This window comes from Bradyrhizobium sp. CCBAU 45394 (assembly GCF_028128655.1).
GTDB lineage: Bacteria > Pseudomonadota > Alphaproteobacteria > Rhizobiales > Xanthobacteraceae > Bradyrhizobium > Bradyrhizobium diazoefficiens.
Genome location: NZ_LBIX01000177.1, coordinates 360205 through 379467, shown reverse-complemented (window position 1 = coordinate 379467; position 19263 = coordinate 360205). Strand labels below are relative to the sequence as shown.

Below are 19263 nucleotides of genomic sequence, written 5' to 3'. Positions count from 1 at the left end.
CGTTCATGACGATAAGTAGGTGAGGAAGCGCGGCGCCAATAGTTTGCTTCCGATCAGGACGAGAGCATCGACAACTACGACCGTCACCTTAATATCCAACCCCTTAGTCGACGCGGCGACCAAAAATGAAAAAGCCACAAGATAGAAAATGGTAGTCAGCATCAAAATAAGTCCGAGAAATCCTTGATCGATCCCGTACTCGGTATCTCCCTTGAAAACAAAAAGGACAATGATGCCGATGGTGACCAGGAAAGCGACGCCTAGTCCGATACTAAACCACTGCCAAGCCGCCGTAACCAACGGCTCAGTTGTCCCCAGTCCTTCCATTTTGCTCTCCCCCCAAAGAACGCTCTACCTTGGCTAGTATCAACGGTTGTTGCAAGTAGTTTCGGCGGCTTTCACCCGTTGTTAAGGGGTGTCGACAAGATAGCGACGCCATCTCCAAAATTATGGGTGGCTTACCCGCCAGATCGTGCCATTGCCATCTTCCGAGATCAGCAGCGCCCCATCCTTCGCCACCGCCACGCCCACCGGCCGTCCCCACACCTCCGTGTCGCTCAGCACAAACCCCGTGACGAAGTCCTCGTACTCGCCCGTCGGCTTGCCGTCCTTCATCCGGATGCGGATCACCTTGTAGCCGGTGCGCTTGGAGCGGTTCCAGGAGCCGTGCTCGGCGGCGAAGGCATCGCCCTGGTAGTCGGACGGAAACTGCGTGCCTTCATAGAAGGTCATACCGAGCGAGGCCGAATGCGGCTGTATCAGCACGTCGGGGATCGTCACCCTGTCCTTGAGGTCCGGTCGCGCACCGGCATGACGCGGGTCTTCGTTGCCGCCGATATAGAACCACGGCCAGCCGTAGAAGGCGCCCTCCTTCACACTGGTCACGTAGTCGGGCACGAGGTCATCACCGAGGCCATCGCGTTCGTTGGTCGAGCACCACGGCAGGCCGGTCTGCGACTGGATCGCGAGGCCGACGCAATTGCGGATGCCGGTGGCGTAGATCTTCCGCTCCTTGCCGTCGGGAGTGAACGCCAGCACGGTGGCGCGTTCGGTCTCGCTGGCCCAGGCCGCGCCGAGCGGCTGCGTTTTCGACCACGCATCCATCCCGCCCGGCGGCGTGCCCATGCCCTCGGCGACATTGCTGAGCGAGCCGACCGAGACCAGCATGCGCTTGTTGTCGGGCGTGAAGACGATGTCGCGGGTCGAATGGCCGCCGTCATGCGGCAGGCTCGCAACGATCTTCTCCGCCTTGCTGCGCGCCTTGAGGTCACCGGCCTGATAGGGAAAGCGGACGACGCTGTCAGTGTTGGCGACATAGACCCATTGCGGATTGTCGCCGTTCGGAAAGAAGGCAACGCCGAATGGCTGCCGCAGACCGCTGGCAAAGACTTCGTTGGCCGCGACCTTGCCGCCCTCTCCTGCACGAAGCACGCGGATGGTACCCGCCCGCGTCTCCGCGACGAAGACATCGCCGTTCGGCGCGACGCGTACGATGCGCGGCGCGCGCAAGCCTTCGGCGAACAGCTCGATCTTGAAACCTGGAGGCACCTGCGGCGAGGCATCCGACGGCCGCGGCACCATGCGCGCGAAGCTCGCAACCGACCGCGTGGCACCAGGCTTGACCAGATCCTGCGGCCGGATCAACCTGACCGTGCCGGGCCTGTCGGACTGCCAGTCGCCATAGGCGTCCCTGCCCTGCATCACCGGCTCAGCCTGCGCAGATGTCGCGGCCGCGACCAGCAATCCCGCGGCCATCGCTGCGGACCATATCCTGTTTTTCACGTCGTCTTCCTCCCGGCGCGCATGTCTCAAGCGTCAACGCCGATCGATCCGGCGGGAAAAACGCCTGCCGCATCCCACATCAGCTCATGCCCGCACGATGTGCATCAGCCGCGGCCCATCGTACTGGAAAATGCCGTTGATCGGTGCGACACATTGTATGGGCGCGACCGCCGGTTGCGGTGATCAAAGCTGCGGCATTTGTGTCGCACCTGATGGGGTGATCATGTGGGGATCCATCATATCGGAATGGGCGAGCCTGCTGCTCCGCTGGCTGCACGTGGTGGCGGCGATCGCCTGGATCGGCAGTTCCTTCTATTTCATCGCCCTCGACCTCAGCCTCAAGCCCAAGAGCGATCTGCCCGGCGATCTGCCTGATGGCGTTCAGGGCGAAGCCTGGCAGGTCCATGGCGGCGGCTTCTACCGGATTATGAAATATCTGGTGGCGCCCAGCCAGATGCCGGATGAGCTGACCTGGTTCAAATGGGAAGCCTACACCACCTGGCTATCCGGCTTCGCGCTGATGGTGGTGGTCTATTATCTCGAGGCCGACCTGTTCCTGGTCGACAAGTCGATCCTCGACCTCACGCCATTCCAGGCCGGGCTGTTCAGCTTCTTCAGCCTGGCTCTGGCATGGGCGCTCTACGAGGCTGCCTGCCGCACCGGGCTTGCCCAGCGCGAGCTGCCGTTCGCCATCGGCGGCTATCTGTTCCTGGTCGCGCTGACCTACGCCTTCACCCATGTGCTGAGCGGTCGCGGCGCGTTCAACCAGATCGCGGCGATCATCGGCACCATCATGGTCGCCAACGTCTTCACGCTGATCATCCCGAACCAGAAGAAGATCGTCGCAGCGCTGATCGCGGGACAGGCGCCGGATCCGAAGCTCGGCAAGACCAGCAAGGAGCGCTCGGTCCACAACAACTATCTGACCCTGCCGGTGGTCGTGCTGATGATCAGCAACCACTATCCCCTGCTCTACGCCACGCGCTTCAACTGGATCATCGTCGCGATCATCCTGGCGCTCGGCCCCGTGATCCGCCACTTCTTCAACGAGCGCCATGCCGGGCGCCAATCGCCGTGGTGGGTGTGGGGCGTGGCCGCCGTGGGCGTGATCGCGATCCTCTTCCTGTCCGCCGCCGGCCCGCGCGAGGTGAAGACCGGCGCGCTATCGGCACCGGTCACGGTCGCCAATGTCGAGGAGATCGTGATGTCCCGCTGCAGCATGTGCCACGCGGCCGAACCGGTCTGGGCCGGGATCGTCACCGCGCCGAAGGGCATCCTGCTCGACGCGCCCGAGCACATCCAGCGCAACATTCGCCTGATCGGCCGCGTCGCGGCCTGGTCCACCGCGATGCCGCCCGGCAACATCACCGAAATGACCGGCGAGGAGCGTGCCATCCTCGCCGCCTATATCGAGCAGGCGCGCTGACGCCATCGCGCGTCGATATCACGTTTCGCGGAATGAAATTTCCGCATGTCCCACTGAATTGAAAATGACTTGATCGTCTATCCGGCGTAGATAGGGACAGCGGCCGCTCGTGCCGTCCAAATTCAATCTGCATCTGCCGCGGGGAAATCACAGTGGCCCTCAAGAACGTCATCGGTATCGACCACGCCGTGGTCATGGTGAAGGACCTCGACAAGGCCGCCGAGAACTACCGGCAGCTCGGCTTCACGGTGTCGCCGCGCGGCACCCACAGCGCGCATATGGGCACCGGCAACTACACCATTATGTTCGACCCGGACTATATGGAGCTGCTCGGCGTGCTGGCCGCGACCGAGCAAAATGCGCCGGCCCGCGCCTTCCTCGACACACGCGGCGAAGGCATCGAGCGTATCGCCTTCACGGCGGTCGATAGCGCCGCCGGCGCAGAGGAAATCCGCGCGCGTGGCCTGACGCCGATCGGCCCGACCGATTTCGAGCGGCCGGTGACGCTGCCTGACGGCACGGTCTCGGCGGCGAAATTCCGCACCTTCATGTGGCCGACCGCGGAAGCACCGGGCGGCGTGCGCATCTTCGCCTGCCAGCACAAGACCCGCGAGACGGTGTGGATCCCCGAACTGATGAAGCATGCCAATGCGGCCAAGCGCATCAAACAGACGCTGATCGCAACGCCCGATCCCGCGAAGGACGCTGCGCACCTCGCGCGCCTGATCGACCGCGAACCGAAGACCGAGGCCGACGGCGCGGTCACCGTGCCCTCCGGCGGCGATCGTGCCGACTTCGTCTATTTGACGCTGGACCAGCTCGGCAAACGTTATCCCGGCGTGCCGCTCGCGGGCCTCTCCGAGCGCGGCGGCGCGGCGCTGGTGCTGGTCAGCGGCGATCTCGCGGCGACCGAGAAGGCGCTGGGCACGGCAGCGCTGCGCAGTGGACCTGCGATCGTGGTGCCGCCGGCCAAGGCCAACGGCACCCTGCTCGCCTTCGTTGCCGGCTGATTTGAACTAATTCTTTAACAAGCGTTTACCGGGCGGCTCTAGGCTTCTGGCCTATATACGCCGCCCGGAACCAGACGCATGTTTAAAGAGGGATCGCCGATCGTCTATGACGCGCCGGCCGAACTGAAGAAGTGGCCATCACTGAAGGGCGAGAGGCAGAGGGACCGGGGTCCGCCCTATCTCGTCTACAACGGCACGCTCGCCGACTGCGTCCGCGAGCTGATGGGCAAGCCCATCAAGGGCATCTCGCTCTACGACATCATGACGAGGCCGCAGCCGGCCTTCGACCAGACCGTGCTGTCGCCCGGCGATGCCGCCGAGATCGCGATGCGCAAGGACTTTCCGAAGGACTAGCCTCCGTGCCACCACTCGCACGTCGCATTTGCTCGCGGTCCCCGTAGATCCGCGGGGCCGGCGGCGCATGTTCTGCGGCAGGCCCCCGTACTAACACCTGCCCTCGCGCGGAATCGCAGCTTCGCCGCAATTACGGTTAATGAAGTCCTCCTCACCGGCGCACGCGCTGGTCGTTCCCCCACAGTTCGAGGACTCTTACCGAGATGCGATTTGTCGTCGCGGCTTGCGCTGCGTTCCTGATTCTGATGTGCGACGTCGGCTCGTCGTCCTCCTGGCAGCCGTCAAGCATCGACCACGCTGCTCTCAAGACTGATCGCGGTCCTTCTCTGGTTCCCCTCGCCGAACTCTTCCTCGCAAGCGTGCAGGCCATTGAGCTGGCAAATGCGCGCGCGGCCTACGTCGAGACGATCGAACCGGTCCCCACAGTCGAACCCGTCGCGCAGGCCCCGCTTTCACCGACCGAACAATTCTGCCACGCGCTTCGCGAAGCCGCCGAGGCCAGCGGCATTCCCGTGCCGTTCTTCGCGCGCCTGCTCTGGCAGGAGAGCCGCTTTCGTTCCAACGAGGTCAGCCCGGCCGGTGCGCAGGGCGTCGCGCAGTTCATGCCGGAGACGGCGGCCGAGGTCGGGTTGGATGATCCCTTCGATCCCGTGAAGGCGCTGCCCGCATCGGCAAAATTCCTGCGCAAGCTGCGTGACGATTTCGGCAATCTCGGCCTCGCGGCAGCCGCCTACAACGCAGGTCCCGGTCGCATCCAGAAGTGGCTCGCCAGAGAGAGCGAGCTGCCGCGCGAGACGCGCGACTATGTCCGCATCATCACGGGCACCAGGGCCGAGGACTGGACCGAGCGCGCGGAGGTTCTCGCAATCCGGATCGACCTACCGCGCGAAGCGCCTTGCGAAGGCGTTGGCAGCCTGTCCAAGACCAAGCACGTCGCCTGGGTTCCGGTGAACCTGACACCGTCGGTCGTCACCATCATGCGCAAGGCCGAGCAACTGGCGGCGCGGCTCTCGGCGAGCCGTGCACGCAAGCGGTTCGCAACCTTGCTGCGCAGGAATGCCGGGGCCCACGGCAAGGCGCGGAGCATGATCGCGGCCCGCGCGGCCGGAAAGAGTGCAAAAGCTCGTGCGATCCGCTTTGCGGCGCGCGAACGCTCCTCGAGCTAGCTCACACCGGCTTGTCGCTGCTGAACGATTTGGGCTGCCGCAAGCAGATCCTGTGGCTGTGATGGCTACCGCGAAGGAGGTGCGCTCCCTCTCCCGCTTGCGGGAGAGGGGTGGGGAGAGGGTGTCTCCGCGGCGGGACAATCCCCCAGAGGAAAAAGCCCTCACCCGGCGCTGCGCGCCGACCTCTCCCGCAAGCGGGAGAGGTCGGCGGAGCGAGCCGTACGATCATGCGCCCACCTCACTCCGCCTTGATGTTTGCCGCCGCCACGACCTCGGCGAGTTCCTTGGTCTCCTTCGCGATCTTCGCGGCGTACTCGGCCGGGCTCAGCACGCTGACCACGCCCTGCGAGCCGAGCTTCTCCGCGACCGCCGGATCCTTGGCGGCGGCGACGATCTCCCGGTGCAGCGCCTCCAGGATCGGCGCGGGGGTCGCCTTCGGCATGAAGAAGCCGACCCAGAACGACAGGTCGAAGCCGGGATAGCCTGCCTCCGCAACCGTCGGCACATCAGGCAGCGACGGAAGCCGCTCGGCGGAGGACACCGCGAGCGCGCGCAGCTTGCCGGCCTTCACCAGCGGCACGGCCGACAGGGGATCGAACACCGCCAATACCTCCTGCGCGAGGATGCCGACCTCGGACGCGGCACCGCCGCGATAGGGCACGTGGATCATCCTGATGCCGGCCTTCTGGCCGAGCAGCTCCATGGCGAGATGGGCGAGGTTGCCGTTGCCGCCCGAACCGTAGGCAAGCTCGCCGGGCCTCGCCCTCGCCGCGGCAACGAGATCGGCCACGGTCTTGATGTCGGCCGTCCTGGGATTCTCCGGATTGACCACCAGCACCAGCGGCGCCGACACCACTGTGGTCAACGGCGCGAAGTCCTTTTCCGGGTCGTAGCGGATGTCCTTGAACAGCGTCTTGTTGAGCGTGATGGTGGACGAGTTGCAGGCGAGCATGGTGTAGCCGTCCGCATCCGCACGAGCCACGCCTTCGGCGGCGATCATGCCGTTGGCGCCGGCGCGGTTCTCGACCACGAAGGGCTGCCCGAGCTTGTTGCCCAGCCGGTCGCCGATGATGCGAGCGACGACATCGACCGGCCCGCCCGCGCTGAAGCCGACCATGATCTTGACCGGCCGCGCCGGATATTTCTGCGCGAGGGCCTCTGTCGCCGGCGCACAGGCGCACAATCCGGCGATGACTGCCAGCAGGCGAGCCGTTCGTTGCATTCGTTCTCTCCCCAGACTTCGGCGCCGCTTGTGCATGCTTGTTGGTGCGGCGCGCTCGGGGATCATGATGAGCGGCCGCACGGGATTGCGCAATCGCGTTTCCACACACGACGCGCCTCGCAATTCCGTCGCACGGCACGTAAGCGCCGGCTCAAAACAAAAAGCGCGAAAACAACCCCATGCACAGTAGCCGGTGCTTGGAAGAACAAGGACTTGCGCGCTTCGCAACGCCGTTTGACTCGTCGGGCAAAACACCGGCAGAATGCCATCATCGCAACCATCGTCAGCGTGACGGCCACCCTCATCCGGGCCGCCTCGACGTGGTTGCGCATAAGCCCTTCATCGACATCCCGAAATTCGCATCCGCGCGCAGCAGCGAACGGTCGTTCGCGCGCGCCTGCGCAGGCAAAGGACACAGCACGTGACGACAGCACCGAACCGCCGCATCACCTCGCCGCTTGCAGCAAACGATCGCGGCGGCCCCGCCGCGAGCCCGCGGATAAGACTGTACAAGCGGCGCATTGCGATCACCCATCCGGACCCGCAAGCCGGCGAGCGCCTGCTGGCCGAGGCACTCGGTGCCGTTGACCGCGACGCGCTGCACGGCATTCTCAGGCAATTGGTGAAAGCGAGCGCGGTCGGACAGAAGCCCGATGAGGCCAATCTCGCCTTCATGGTCTCGATGATCAGGAGCATCGCGCCGAAGGATTCCATCGAAGCCATGCTGGTGTCGCAGATGGTCTCCGTGCACATGGCGACGATGCGCTGCGCCTGCCGCCTCGCCTGCACCGACAACCTCCCGCAGCAGGAAAGTGTCACGCGCGCATTGACCCGACTGACCCGCACCTTTGCCGCTCAGGTCGAGGCCCTGAGCCGCCACCGCAACAGCGACGAGCGCGCGATCACGGTGAAAAACCTGTCCGTTCAGGACGGAGGACACGCGATCGTGGGCAACGTCACGCAGCATACGAACGTGCTTGTTGCGGAGGCGAGCCGGAGCGAGGCAACGCAAGGCGCCACCCCATGACCGGCGGCCACACCCGCAACACGGTCCCGATGCGCACCAGCCCCCGCTGCGGCGCCCGAACCCGCGACGGCAGCCCGTGCCGCGCGCCAACGGCGCACGGCAAGACACGCTGCCGCATGCACGGCGGCGCGCTAGGGTCCGGCGCGCCGAAGGGAAATCGGAATGCGCGCACGCACGGGCTATTCACGAGGGATGCGATCAGCGAGCGGCAGCAGCTGCAGGCATTGCTGGATGACGCACAAACTCTACTGCGGAAATTGACGCAGCCTAAGCAGGATGCCTTTTGACACCAGCACTGCTCATCTCCTCGGCGTTTGGAGATAGGCCGGCCAATCATCGCCCAAGTGCGGCCTACGCAACGGCGCAAACCGCATCAGATCGGCTGTCCGTCAATTTGCGCGCACCGGCCTTGCGGACCAGCCGAGCTGATCTCCCCATTCACCCGAAAGCCTGGCGGCATTGGATCCTCGCGACACTCGGGCGAGGTCGGATCCCAAGGCAGAGGAAGCACCACCGTTGCTGGAAACAAGACCTGCCTTTCAGCCGTCAATCGGATTACGGCTCCGGACTGCGCGAACAATGCCGACGCGACGCCCACCAAACAAATGGTACTCCACTTCACCAGCCACTCCTGTTCGTGACCAAGGCCGAAAGAATGATGCAGTCATCCGGATGAGCCAAACCGGCTTATTCCGCTTGAAGCGCCTCGGGAGAGCCGGATCATGACGCTGCTCCGCTGAGAACGCGCGAAAGGAAACCGTTGCGCGACCTCAGTTCATCGTGTTTTCCGCTGTCCTCGACCCGCCCGTCTTGCACAACGATCAACGTGTCTCCCAACACCATCGCGCTCGGACGATGCGTGACGATCACAATCGTCTTCCCGTCAAAAGTTGTCAGACACTCTTCGAGCACCCGTTGCTCGGTGACGATATCCAGAGCCGCGGTGCCTTCGTCAATCACGACAACGTCAGGCTTCCGTAGAAACAGCCTGGCGAGGGCCAGTCTCTGCCTCTGCCCTCCCGAAAGGGTTGCACCACGATTACCGAGTATCGTGTCAAGACCGGCCGGCAAGCTGGGAACGAGATCGCCTAGCCCGGCCTTCTCGAGCGAGTGGAGTATTTCTTCATCCGATGCCTCTGCTCGCGCAATCTTCAGATTGAAGCGGAGCGTGTCCTTGAGAATGAACACCTCCTGTGAAACATATCCAACCCGGTCGCTCAAGGTCCGCACGTCTATCGTCGCGATATCCTGTCCAAATAGGCGGATTGATCCTGTGCCCGGCGAATACTGTCGGGTCAACGCCTTGATGATAGAAGTCTTGCCCGCGCCACTCGGACCCGTGATGACCACCTGCTGTCCCGGTGCGATGGAGAAGCTGATACCCCTGAGGGCCGGCACGGTTGCGCCTGGATAGATCAGCGATACATCGTCAAATTCGATCGCCGGCTGGAAAGATGACATCGGCACCACTTCGGCATGGCGCCTGGACGACGGGCGCACGGATTCCAGCTTGTCCATGAACACGCCGAACGTCCTTAGCGACTGAGTGATCTCGGTAAGCATGTTGCCGAGGCCTTTGATCGGGGCCAACAGCGTCAACGTGTACGCACCGACGAGCACCATACTCCCAACGGAGCGCTCTCCGTGAACCACCCCGTACAAAGCCACCCCGAATGACACTCCAAAAAAGCCGACAAACAGCAGCGCGTTGATGATCTGCATCTGAAGACTAACAGCCCAGTATCGACCTTGCGCGTGGCGATCTTCGTCCAGCACCGCGCGATACCGGGAAAGCAGAAAGTCGTACCCGTTGTACTGGCGCGCAACTGCGATATTGGAGATGGAATCGGAAAGTGTTGCATAAGACTTTCGCCCGGCCTCCATGAGGCCGTCCCTGAGCTGCATCAGCCTTCTGCCTTGTATGGCGTTATTGGTGAGAAACAGGACCGCATAAATCAAGATCGCTGCGGCAACTATGAGGTCTCGATTCAGGGCTAGAATAACGATTGCAATGCTGATCTGGACGATTGGGGAAATGATGGAGGATGAAAAGTTGCGAATGATGACGTACAGATCGTTCGACGCCTGTGTAACCTCCTGACTTAGCTCACCGGAATTCCTGCTCGTAAAGAAACTTTCCGGCTGTTCACACAGATAGTTGAAATAGCTCGACAGCAGCGAGCGATTGGCGTGAACACGAAGGCTGCTTTGTCGATGGAGGGCGACGGTCTGAAGTATCCTTGGCATCGCCACCGTCGCCAGATAAGCCCCGGCCAGTAGCACCAGCACATCATGCGACGCGCGGCCCTCCAGCAATCTGTCCGTTAGGACGCCGAGAATGTATGGAGTTATTGCCATGCATCCCGCGGCGATCAACATGCAGCCGACGACCACAACGAAGAGACCACGCTCCTTGGCTTGCAAGTGCCGCGACGCGGTCTCGAAGAGTTTGAACCAGCGTTTCATGATGACAACGTCTCTTTCGACTGCAGCTCGATCGAGCGTAGATGTGCATCGACGCATGCAGTTCCGCATATCGATAAGCCAGGGCTGGCGTCGACAAATCGGCGGCCTGCGCGTGCTCGGCCGACTCCGTGAGTGGCGAACCATGATCGTCGCGCCAGCGCGCCATAATCGGCACTGAATACACTTGAGTAGGCGCAAGGCAGCCGGGCAAATGCATCCGCTGCGTGTGCAAGATTCGGAGCCTGTCAAGATAGGCGAGACAATGCGACAGACCGGATCTGGAAGCACCGAGCAACTTGGCAAGTCGCGAGTGCGTGACAAGATTGTGTTGCTGCGCTTCCGTGATAACTGCAAGCAAGCCGATGGCCTTCAGCGCCCAGAACACAGAGTAAGATTCGTGCGCTCCGTCGAGCAAGACGTCGATCAGATAATGTGTCGACACATCGTGAGGTCGGAGTTCGGACGAATTGGTACGCATCGAGGTCGCGGATCGACTTCCGAAGAGCATGGCCTTCGCGATAGATAACGATGCAGGTAGTTGTTGTACAGAGATTCCCGCCGCAATTGTATCGCTTCTAAAACGCACAGACATCGATCTGGCTCACCATGCCAAGCAGCGACACTCCGATATGCAGATCAAGCTGACGACCGAGAATTGGATCATCATTGTCGAGTCGACCTGCACGTTCGGGAAAGGCGCGATGGCGGCCATCGTCGTCAGCCAGTGGCCGCGCGCCGGCGCCGCACCCCTCGACGAAATCGGAGATCCCGCGTACGGCGGCGCCGGCGCGGCGGAATCCGCAACGGCCGGTTCAAATGGCCGCCCTTATCCTCGCAGCGTGGAGCCTGCTGTCGCGCCTCGAACGGTTTCGAAGCTGGTTCGTTGCAACGCGGCTCGCCTCTCGGCAATGGCGTTGCTCAAGAGATCGAGCACCAGCCCGAATGCGGCGAGTTCCTCTTCCTCGACAGCGCCGTCATCGTAGCACTCGAGGGTTTCAGCGATGATGGCGTCCGCCTCACGCTGCAGGGTCAGCAGTTCCTGGTTGGATTCCGCGGTCCGCGCGCTCGCGACCATGGCCAGGATTCTCTTGCGATGGCTGGTGTTGTCCTCCCTTTCCTCGCGGTTCAAATAGCGGCGCAACCAGGCGCCGGCCGAGCCGATCCCGGAGAGAAGCAGGAGCCCGAACCAGAAGTAATCGCCGTACCGGTCGAGAAAGGTGCGTTCGTTGCCGTCGATGACGGCCGCCGCTCCCCGATGGACGGGCAGCTCGGTGTCCTTCTCGAGGTCCGGCTTGCTGATGTGAGCAGCGCCAGGTACCTGCCGCGCAATCGCCTGACGGACGGCAAAGAGCTGCCGGAAAAACGCGGCTACCGTGGTTTCGGACACGCTCTTTCTGGCCACGATGAGGTGGCTGACGCTGACCGTCTCGACCTTGTCACCCGGCCAAGCCGGATCCGCATTGAAGACGCTGGGCGGAATTTCCTCCGATTCATACCGGGGATGCCTCAAGGCGATCGCTTCCGATGTCTCGATGGCGAGAAATTTCGGCTCGCCGCGGGCCCGCGCCGTAGCAGCAACGGCGTCGGATGTGATCTTGCTGTCGAGTGGCCCGACTGCCATGAATGCATCGAGGGCGGGATCGCGCGCCAGCTCCCCGATCTGTTCAGTGCCAAAGTGCGTCACAGCGACCTTCTCAGCGTCCACGCCGGAGGCGCTCAGAATGACCCGCAGCAACGCGGCATTCACGGGGGTCCGCCCAATCACGCCGACACGGTGCCCCGCGAGATCGGCGACCTCCTTGATTTTCGGCGACCGCTTTCTTTTCGCGCCCTTGCCCGCAGGCTCGGAGGGCGCCCACAGCACGACGAAGTTTTTACGCACGACGGCGACGGTCTGCGCCTCGGCGGGCATTTCCAGATCACCGCGGCCGACGGCAAGGTCCGCCTTGCCAGCCCCAAGCAGGGCGAGAGACTCCACCGCGCCGTCAGTTTTGATCGGAGACAGCCTGACGGTTCGACTTTCCCTTCTGAAGGCATCGGCCATTGCCTCGACGACTTTGTAATCGTCGCTGCCCGGCGGTCCAACGGCGATCCGTAGAACCTCCGGCCGCAAAGCGTAGTAAAGCGCACCCGCGGCCGCACCGAAGACAAGAAATCCAACGGCGAGAGCGAACAGTAAGGAATTGCTCCTCCTCCGCTCTCGGCGGGCCGCCTCACTGGTCGTCTTGGTTGCACTCTCGGTGGAAGACATTGCCGCCGCCAGCTGCAGATCCAGGTCCCCATGATACCACATCTTGCCGGGAATAACGTTCTGACGGCCGGCCTGGTTCATCGTCTCAGGCAGCGGCGTCAGACTCGTTTTGATGGACAACGTGCCTTGCGTCACGACCGCTTCCATGCGGCAGCCATGACAATTTCTACGTGTTTGTGAATTGCTTCACACGCTTGCTGTCGCCGGTGCCGCTAGCTTGCTCCGGTCAAGCTTACGCTCGGCCCGCCGACCAGAACTGACCCAGCGGAGACACTGAACAGGCCGCTTGGGCCGATCTCAGTGAAACAGGGGGAGAGGCGTCATGGGGGCATTGAACCTTTCACAGGTCCTTTGGGAGGAGCGGCGGGCGCTCGCGGGCGTTCGCCTGGAATTCGCACCAAAAGATCCCGACATCTCGCCGACACCAGCGCAGCCGGCATCCGGCGCTTCGCAGACACCAACCCAACCGCCGTCCGCGACATCGCCGCAACCTGCGCAGCAGCCCTCCCAAACACTGCCCGGACCATCGCCGACGGACCCGGTCCCGGGAAAACTCCTCGACGTCTACCAGGCGTTGAACGCGGACGACCGATGGGCCCTGTGCCTTTCCGGCGGAGGAATCCGCAGCGCGGCGTTTGCGCTCGGCATCCTGCAACGATTTGCGGCGCTGGAGGTCACGTCGAAGCACCAGGGCGGGAAGACCGGCTCGGCTCTGACGGAGTTCGAGTATCTGTCGACCGTGTCGGGCGGCGGTTATATCGGCAGTTGGCTATCAGCCTGGCTCCATCAGGAGCGCGAGCGGCGCTCCAGTCCGAGCACGGTGGTTTCGGCGCTCAATCGGCGAGACAGCGTCGGTCAACTCGGTGATCACGAAGAAGCCGAGCCGGTTTCCAACCTCCGGCGCAACTCGCACTTTCTCGCCCCCAGCTTTTCGCCGATTTCTCCCGACCTGTGGAGCGACGTTGCCGGCGTCCTGCGCAACCTGTTCCTGAACTGGGTCCTGCTCGTTCCTCCGATGATCCTTGCAGTGCTCATCACCAACGCACTCTACTTTGCGGTCATCGATGCCGACAGCATCAGACGCGAGAATACGTCGGCCTGGTTCCTGGTTGTCATGTTCATACCAACCCTCTGCTTTCTGGCGTCCTTGTCGTTCTCCGTCGCGAACCGTCCCGGCCGCGGATGCATCAATGTCTCGCAACCCCGGTTTCTCGTTTGCGATCTCATGCCCTTCCTTGTCGGTGCTGCATTGCTGGTTTTCGTGTTGCGAAGCCAATACGGTCTGTCGATGCTCACGGACGTGACCACGGCCGTCGGGTTCAAAGTCGACAAGCAGGTCGAAAAAGCTCAATTTTACCCCGTCGTGGTGCTTCGCGGCGCCATCCTTGGCGTTCTATTCTTTCTTGCCTCCTGGGTGCTGGCGCGCCTGTGGACCCTGGTCTTTGGAAAGTCGGCCCGCCCACCGCTCGCGGCTCGTCCCAAGCATCCATGGATCGATCTCTTCGCCTGGTGCGTCGCCGGCGCCGCTTTTGGCGTGCTGGGTGCCGCGGGACTGGTCTTGCTTTGGCATTACGGCCCATCGGGTTCCGTTGCCACGACGGCGGGTTTTGCCTGCGTCCTCGGCCTGCCCTGGATCGTCATGGCGCGGATCGTCGCCGACGTGATCTACATCTCGTTTGCCGAATTCCTGTCCGAGGTGGACGTCGGGCTCGAATTCCAGGCGCGGTCGAGCGGACTCTTCACGCTGGCCTATCTCGGCTGGCTGCTGTGGTTCGGGCTCGTGCTTGGCACGCCACCGGCCGCAAGATGGATCGAGAGTCAGCTTGGCAGCGCGTTCGTCCCCTCGCTTGCGACCGGGGGAGGTCTTTCAGGCCTGCTTTCCGTCATCCTGGGAGCGAGCTCGAAGACCAGGGCCGCCGCCGAGCAGGCGTCGGGCGTTCGCCAATATCTCGGGCTCAACACGATTGCGGCGATCGCGGCGGGAATTTTCGCGTCGGTCCTGGTCGCTCTACTGTCCATCGCCTGGGACAGGGCGTTCGCACTCGAGGCTGGCGCCGATCATCTGCCTTGGAAAGTCGTGCTCATAGCCGGCGTCGCGCTTGGAGCACTGATCTATGCAGCCTCGCATGTCCTCAGCATCAACCGCTACTCGCTCCACAGCCTCTACCGGAACCGACTGGTTCGCGCCTTTCTCGGTGCGTCGCGCAAAGAGAAGGACCGCGACAAGACCAAGAACGCCTTTACGGATTTCGACGGCCGCGACAGCCCGTATCTGCATGAGCTCTGGGAGCATGGCGTTGCACCGACGGGGGCCAATTGGAAGCCGTTCCACGTCATCGGCGCGGCACTCAACCTCGTGTCGTCGAGAAATCTGGCATGGCAAGAACGGATGGCGGCGCCCTTCACGTTCTCGCCGCTCCATTGCGGCAGCGGCAGCGCCGTATTTTCGGACGGTGCATACCGGACGACCTACGCGACGACCAAGCAGCCCCGGCCCTACGGCGGAATGCTCACCCTTGGGACCGCCATGGCGATTTCAGGCGCGGCCGTCAGTCCGAGCATGGGCTACAACTCGTCGCCGGGCGTCGCTTTCCTGATGGCGCTGTTCAACGTGCGCCTTGGCTGGTGGCTGGCCAACCCGCGCGGCGACAATGCCTACTACGCGGAGGTCAAGCCGACAGATGCGCTCCGGCCGTTCTTCATGGAGATGTTCGGCCTGACCAGCGAGACCGAGCGCTGGGTCTACCTGACTGACGGCGGGCACTTCGAGAATCTCGGCCTCTACGAGATGGTCCGCCGGCGCTGCCGCGTGATCGTTGTCAGCGACGCCGGCTGCGACCCCGATTATTCCTTCGAGGATCTCGGCAACGCGCTGCGCAAGATCTGGATCGATCTCGGCGTACGCATCGACCTGCGTGGCCTCGACCTGCTCAAGAAGCGCTTCACGGAACGTCCAAGCCCTGCAACGAAAGCGCCTTACTGGGCGGTCGGCGATATTCTCTATGGCGAGGCCGATGGCGGCACGTCGCAAAACGGGCTGCTGCTGTACTTCAAGTCGGGCCTGCACGGAACGGAGCCCATGGGCGTCCTGAGCTACGCGATATCCCACCCGACCTTTCCGCACGAGACGACGCTGAATCAATTCTTCACGGAGTCGCAATTCGAGAGCTACCGCATGCTCGGCTACGAGATCGCGGAAAGCGCATTCGAAGCCGGAGGTGGCCTTTCGACCGGCGCGTCCACCAAGGCGCCGCCGACTTTCGTCTCGATCATCAAGAACCTCTAGGACCGGATCGCAAGGTCACAATCCGGAATAAGGGGCCTGCCCTTCCCCAACCGCTGCTGCGGATGACTGAGTTCATATTCACTGACTATCGCTTGAGCACCCACGGAGCGTGTGATACATAGATCGCTCGGGACATTGACAACCGCCCGATGAGCTCCCGCAGCCAAGTGTTGTTTCGCTCCAATATGGAGGTGAAACATGTCTTGCGGCAGCACTACTTCCAATTCCGCTTACATCATCAACCCGCCCTCACTGCCTCTTCCCGACCTGCGATGGTGGAAGCTTCCACTTGTGTGGCTGGCTGGAATGGCGTGCGCGTGGGAACGACGGCGCCAGTACGGGGAACTTCTCGAACTCGATGATCGGCTGCTCGCCGACTTGGGCCTATCGAGGAGCACTGTTGAAGAGGTGCGCAGGTCTCCGTTGTATCTCGAAGCGTGGCACCACAGCCTATAAGGGGCCAAGGTCCCGAGATGGCGTTACAAGCGCCTGACAGCGACGACTAAGCTCGTTGGATGGGCCGAGCTCTTCGCGAGACTCATCTTCGTTGCAATCGGGTTGAGGGGTTTCGTGTTGCTCGACCCACCCGACGAGCTGAAAGTTCGGACGCCACAATCTCGAATAGCCGGGCCTGCCCTTCCCCCATTGGCACCGTCCCGTCAATCATGTACCCCAGCCAAAACCTTCACGGGACGGGACACTCATGGGGACCGCAGCCACTGACGAGGCGGGAAGCGCCACCCGCGCGCTGATCTTCGCGCTGGTCGCGCTCGCCTGCGGTCATATGCTTTCGACCTTGCTGCGCACCATTCCAGCCATCAGCCTCGACCTGATGGCGGCGGACTTCAATATCGAGCCGCAGGCGCTGGCGAGCCTGACCTCGGTCTATCATTTTGCCTTTGCCGCCGCGCAGATTCCGGTCGGTGCGGCGATGGATCGCTTCGGCGTGCGGCCAGTGTCGCTCGCCCTGCTGGCGGGAACCGTGTTCGGCGCGGTCGCGTCGGGCTTTGCGACAGGCCCCGAGAGCTTTGCGGTCGGCCAGCTCATGCTCGGCGTCGCCACCTCGGGCATGCTGATGTGCCCGATGACGCTCGCGGCCAAGCAATTGTCGGCGGCGCGATTTGGACTGTGGTCGGGCGCGATCCTCTCGATCGGCAATATCGGCATGCTGCTGTCGTCGAGCCCGCTCGCCTTCGTGGTCGACACCTGGGGCTGGCGTGCCGGGTTCTGGGTCTCGGCAGCTGGCGGCGTCGTGGTGGCGCTCGCAGTGTTCGCGCTGGTGCCGAACCAGCCGGCCGAGCACAAGGACCATTCCTCGCCGATGGCGCAGATGATCGAGGTGCTCAGGCTCGGCCTGTCGCGGCCGCTGCGCGGCCTGATCGCGCTGGCGCTGGTGTCGCTGGCGAGTTCGCTGGTGCTGCGCGGCCTGTGGGGCGGACCATGGCTGATGGAGATCAAGGGACTGACGCGGGTCGAGGCCGGCAACCAGCTCGGTGCTTTCACGCTGGCGATGATCGTGGGGCCGCTTCTCATCGGCATGATCGACCGCAGGATCGGCCGCCGCCGCGAGCTGGTGGCCGGCACGCACGCGTTCGCGGCGCTGCTGCTCGCGCTGATGGCGTTGGGGGCCCCGCACTTTGCCGTTGCATGGCTGTTCGGCGTGACCGTCATGCCGCCGCACTACGATCTGGCACTGTTCGTGCTCATCGGGCTCTTCACCTCCGCCCAGCCGCTGCTGTTCGGCATGTCCAGGCAACTCGTCGACGCGCAGGTCGCGGGAAAGGCACTCGCTGCCGTCAATCTCGCCTTCTTTCTCGGCACCGCGCTGATGCAGTCCGTCACCGGCGCGGTGGCGGCGCTCGCGGGGCTGCCGGCCGTACTGCTGTTCATGGCGGCGGCGCTGGCGTTCGGCGTGCTGATCTTTTTGACTTATACGTCGCCGCGTTCGTAGGATGGGTAGAGCGCTTCGCGAAACCCATCATCTTCGCATACGGGTCGATGGGTTTCGCTTCGCTCTACCCATCCTACGAGCCTGCGCCGCTACCTGCATCAAGGGAATTCCAGTCCATGCCTGTCGACACCAAAGCCGCCACCGATCGCCTCATGCGCTTCCTCTCCGTCGAGGGCGTCACCGGACAGGAGGCGGCAATCGGGCGGGAGCTCACCGCCGCGCTGAAGCAGAGCGGCGTGCCGGCGAAGGCGATCCGGCTCGACGACGCCAACACCCGCATTCCGGTGCCGACCGAGACCGGCAACCTCATCGTCGACCTGCCCGGCCGCGGCGCGCTGCACAACCAGCCGCGCATCATGTTCATGACCCACATGGACACAGTGCCGCTGTGCGCCGGCGCCAAGCCGAAAAAATCAGGGCGCAAGATCGTCAACGAGGCGAAGACCGCGCTCGGCGGCGACAATCGCTGCGGCTGCGGCGTGCTGGTGACGCTGGCCGCCGAACTCGAAAAGCAGAAGCTCGATCATCCGCCGATCACGCTTCTGTTCTGCGTGCGCGAGGAGAGCGGGCTCTACGGCGCGCGCCACGTCAAGCTCGACGAGCTCGGCTCGCCGGTGATGGCCTTCAACTACGACGGCGGCTCGGCCTCCAACGTGATCATCGGCGCGGTCGGGGCCGACCGCTGGACCGTCGAGATCTTCGGTCGCGCCTCGCATGCCGGCGTCGCGCCGGAGCGCGGCATCTCCTCGACCATGATCATGGCGCTCGCCCTTGCAGACGCGAAGGCCGGCGGCTGGTTCGGCAAGGTGGTGAAGGGCAAGCAGCAAGGGACGAGCAATATCGGCCCCGTCACCGGCGGCGAGGGCCGCCCCGCGGGCGATGCCACCAACGTCGTCACCGACTACGTGCATGTGCGCGGCGAAAGCCGCAGCCACGACGGAAAATTCTTCAAGGAGATCACGAAAGCCTACAAGGCCGCGTTCGAGAAGGCGGCCAAGAAGGTGACGAATGCGCAAGGCAAGTCCGGCAAGGTCAAGTTCAAGGCCGAGACCGACTATTACCCGTTCCGCATGAAGGACAACCTCCCCGTCGTCAAACGCGCGGTCGAGGCGGTGTCCGCGGTCGGCGGCACCCCGAATGTCCGCGCCGCCAATGGCGGCCTCGATGCCAACTGGATGGTCCGCCACGGCATTCCGACCGTGACCTTCGGCGCCGGCCAGAACGAGGCGCACACGGTCGACGAATGGATCAATCTCGACGAATACGACCGCGCCTGCGCGCTGGCCGTGCAGCTTGCGACGATGCGGTGAGCATGTGAGCCT

At 63.3% G+C, this 19263-nt stretch carries 16 protein-coding genes; 11 read left to right on the top strand and 5 right to left on the bottom strand.

The features are described from left to right. Positions 1–3: 3 nt before the first annotated feature. Together WN73_RS42580 and WN73_RS42575 are read right to left on the bottom strand one after the other, a co-directional pair. A complete protein-coding gene (locus WN73_RS42580) occupies positions 4–327 on the bottom strand; it encodes a hypothetical protein (RefSeq protein WP_011085495.1) in 324 nt (107 codons plus the stop codon). Positions 328–447: 120 nt separating this feature from the next. Next, positions 448–1782 (bottom strand): PQQ-dependent sugar dehydrogenase, encoded by a 1335-nt coding sequence (locus tag WN73_RS42575; RefSeq protein WP_161535975.1) that lies wholly within the window; start codon positions 1780–1782, stop codon positions 448–450. A 223-nt stretch (positions 1783–2005) separates the two neighbouring features. Here WN73_RS42575 and WN73_RS42570 point away from each other — a divergent pair, with 223 nt between their 5' ends. The 4 genes from WN73_RS42570 to WN73_RS42555 all read left to right on the top strand — a co-directional run bounded on the left by WN73_RS42570 (position 2006) and on the right by WN73_RS42555 (position 5738). Beyond that, positions 2006–3208 carry a urate hydroxylase PuuD gene (locus tag WN73_RS42570; protein ID WP_271558241.1) on the top strand — a complete coding sequence of 401 codons (1203 nt, stop codon included), beginning with the start codon at positions 2006–2008 and terminating at the stop codon, positions 3206–3208. Between the two features lie 152 nt (positions 3209–3360). Then, a complete protein-coding gene (locus WN73_RS42565; RefSeq protein WP_028175535.1) occupies positions 3361–4218 on the top strand; it encodes a VOC family protein in 858 nt (285 codons plus the stop codon). Between the two features lie 78 nt (positions 4219–4296). Then, positions 4297–4572, top strand: coding sequence for a hypothetical protein (locus WN73_RS42560; RefSeq protein ID WP_271558238.1), 276 nt, complete (start codon positions 4297–4299; stop codon positions 4570–4572). Between the two features lie 203 nt (positions 4573–4775). Continuing rightward, positions 4776–5738 carry a lytic transglycosylase domain-containing protein gene (locus WN73_RS42555; protein ID WP_271558236.1) on the top strand — a complete coding sequence of 321 codons (963 nt, stop codon included), beginning with the start codon at positions 4776–4778 and terminating at the stop codon, positions 5736–5738. Positions 5739–5976: 238 nt separating this feature from the next. Here the strand turns inward: WN73_RS42555 and WN73_RS42550 are convergent, their stop codons facing one another. Next, positions 5977–6960, bottom strand: coding sequence for a Bug family tripartite tricarboxylate transporter substrate binding protein (locus tag WN73_RS42550; protein ID WP_271558234.1), 984 nt, complete (start codon positions 6958–6960; stop codon positions 5977–5979). Positions 6961–7157: 197 nt separating this feature from the next. Between WN73_RS42550 and WN73_RS42545 the strand changes: the two genes are divergently transcribed. The 3 genes from WN73_RS42545 to WN73_RS42535 are packed head-to-tail and all read left to right on the top strand — an operon-like array spanning position 7158 to position 8274. Further along, positions 7158–7385, top strand: coding sequence for a hypothetical protein (locus WN73_RS42545; protein WP_271558232.1), 228 nt, complete (start codon positions 7158–7160; stop codon positions 7383–7385). After that, positions 7382–7987, top strand: coding sequence for a hypothetical protein (locus tag WN73_RS42540; protein ID WP_271558230.1), 606 nt, complete (start codon positions 7382–7384; stop codon positions 7985–7987). The genes WN73_RS42545 and WN73_RS42540 overlap by 4 nt, the downstream gene beginning before the upstream one ends. Beyond that, a complete protein-coding gene (locus WN73_RS42535; protein ID WP_271558228.1) occupies positions 7984–8274 on the top strand; it encodes an HGGxSTG domain-containing protein in 291 nt (96 codons plus the stop codon). Before WN73_RS42540 ends, WN73_RS42535 begins: the two co-directional genes overlap by 4 nt. Before the next feature lie 433 nt (positions 8275–8707). Here WN73_RS42535 and WN73_RS42530 read toward each other — a convergent pair whose 3' ends face one another. Continuing rightward, on the bottom strand, positions 8708–10453 hold the full coding sequence (locus WN73_RS42530; protein WP_271558227.1) for an ABC transporter ATP-binding protein: 1746 nt from the start codon (positions 10451–10453) through the stop codon (positions 8708–8710). Positions 10454–11279: 826 nt separating this feature from the next. Continuing rightward, complete coding sequence (locus tag WN73_RS42525) at positions 11280–12704, bottom strand: TAXI family TRAP transporter solute-binding subunit (RefSeq protein ID WP_038965862.1); 1425 nt, start codon at positions 12702–12704, stop codon at positions 11280–11282. A gap of 322 nt (positions 12705–13026) precedes the next feature. Here WN73_RS42525 and WN73_RS42520 point away from each other — a divergent pair, with 322 nt between their 5' ends. The 4 genes from WN73_RS42520 (at position 13027) to WN73_RS42505 (ending at position 19251) form a co-directional block, all read left to right on the top strand. Continuing rightward, positions 13027–15990, top strand: a complete 2964-nt coding sequence (locus WN73_RS42520) for an SPOR domain-containing protein (protein ID WP_271558226.1) — start codon at positions 13027–13029, stop codon at positions 15988–15990. Positions 15991–16188: 198 nt separating this feature from the next. After that, a complete protein-coding gene (locus WN73_RS44445; protein WP_082901029.1) occupies positions 16189–16446 on the top strand; it encodes a DUF1127 domain-containing protein in 258 nt (85 codons plus the stop codon). 247 nt (positions 16447–16693) lie between these two features. Next, positions 16694–17941: an MFS transporter gene (locus WN73_RS42510; protein ID WP_271558225.1), complete on the top strand. Its 1248-nt coding sequence runs from the start codon at positions 16694–16696 to the stop codon at positions 17939–17941. A gap of 116 nt (positions 17942–18057) precedes the next feature. Further along, positions 18058–19251 carry a M20/M25/M40 family metallo-hydrolase gene (locus tag WN73_RS42505; protein WP_038965859.1) on the top strand — a complete coding sequence of 398 codons (1194 nt, stop codon included), beginning with the start codon at positions 18058–18060 and terminating at the stop codon, positions 19249–19251. Positions 19252–19263 lie beyond the last annotated feature (12 nt).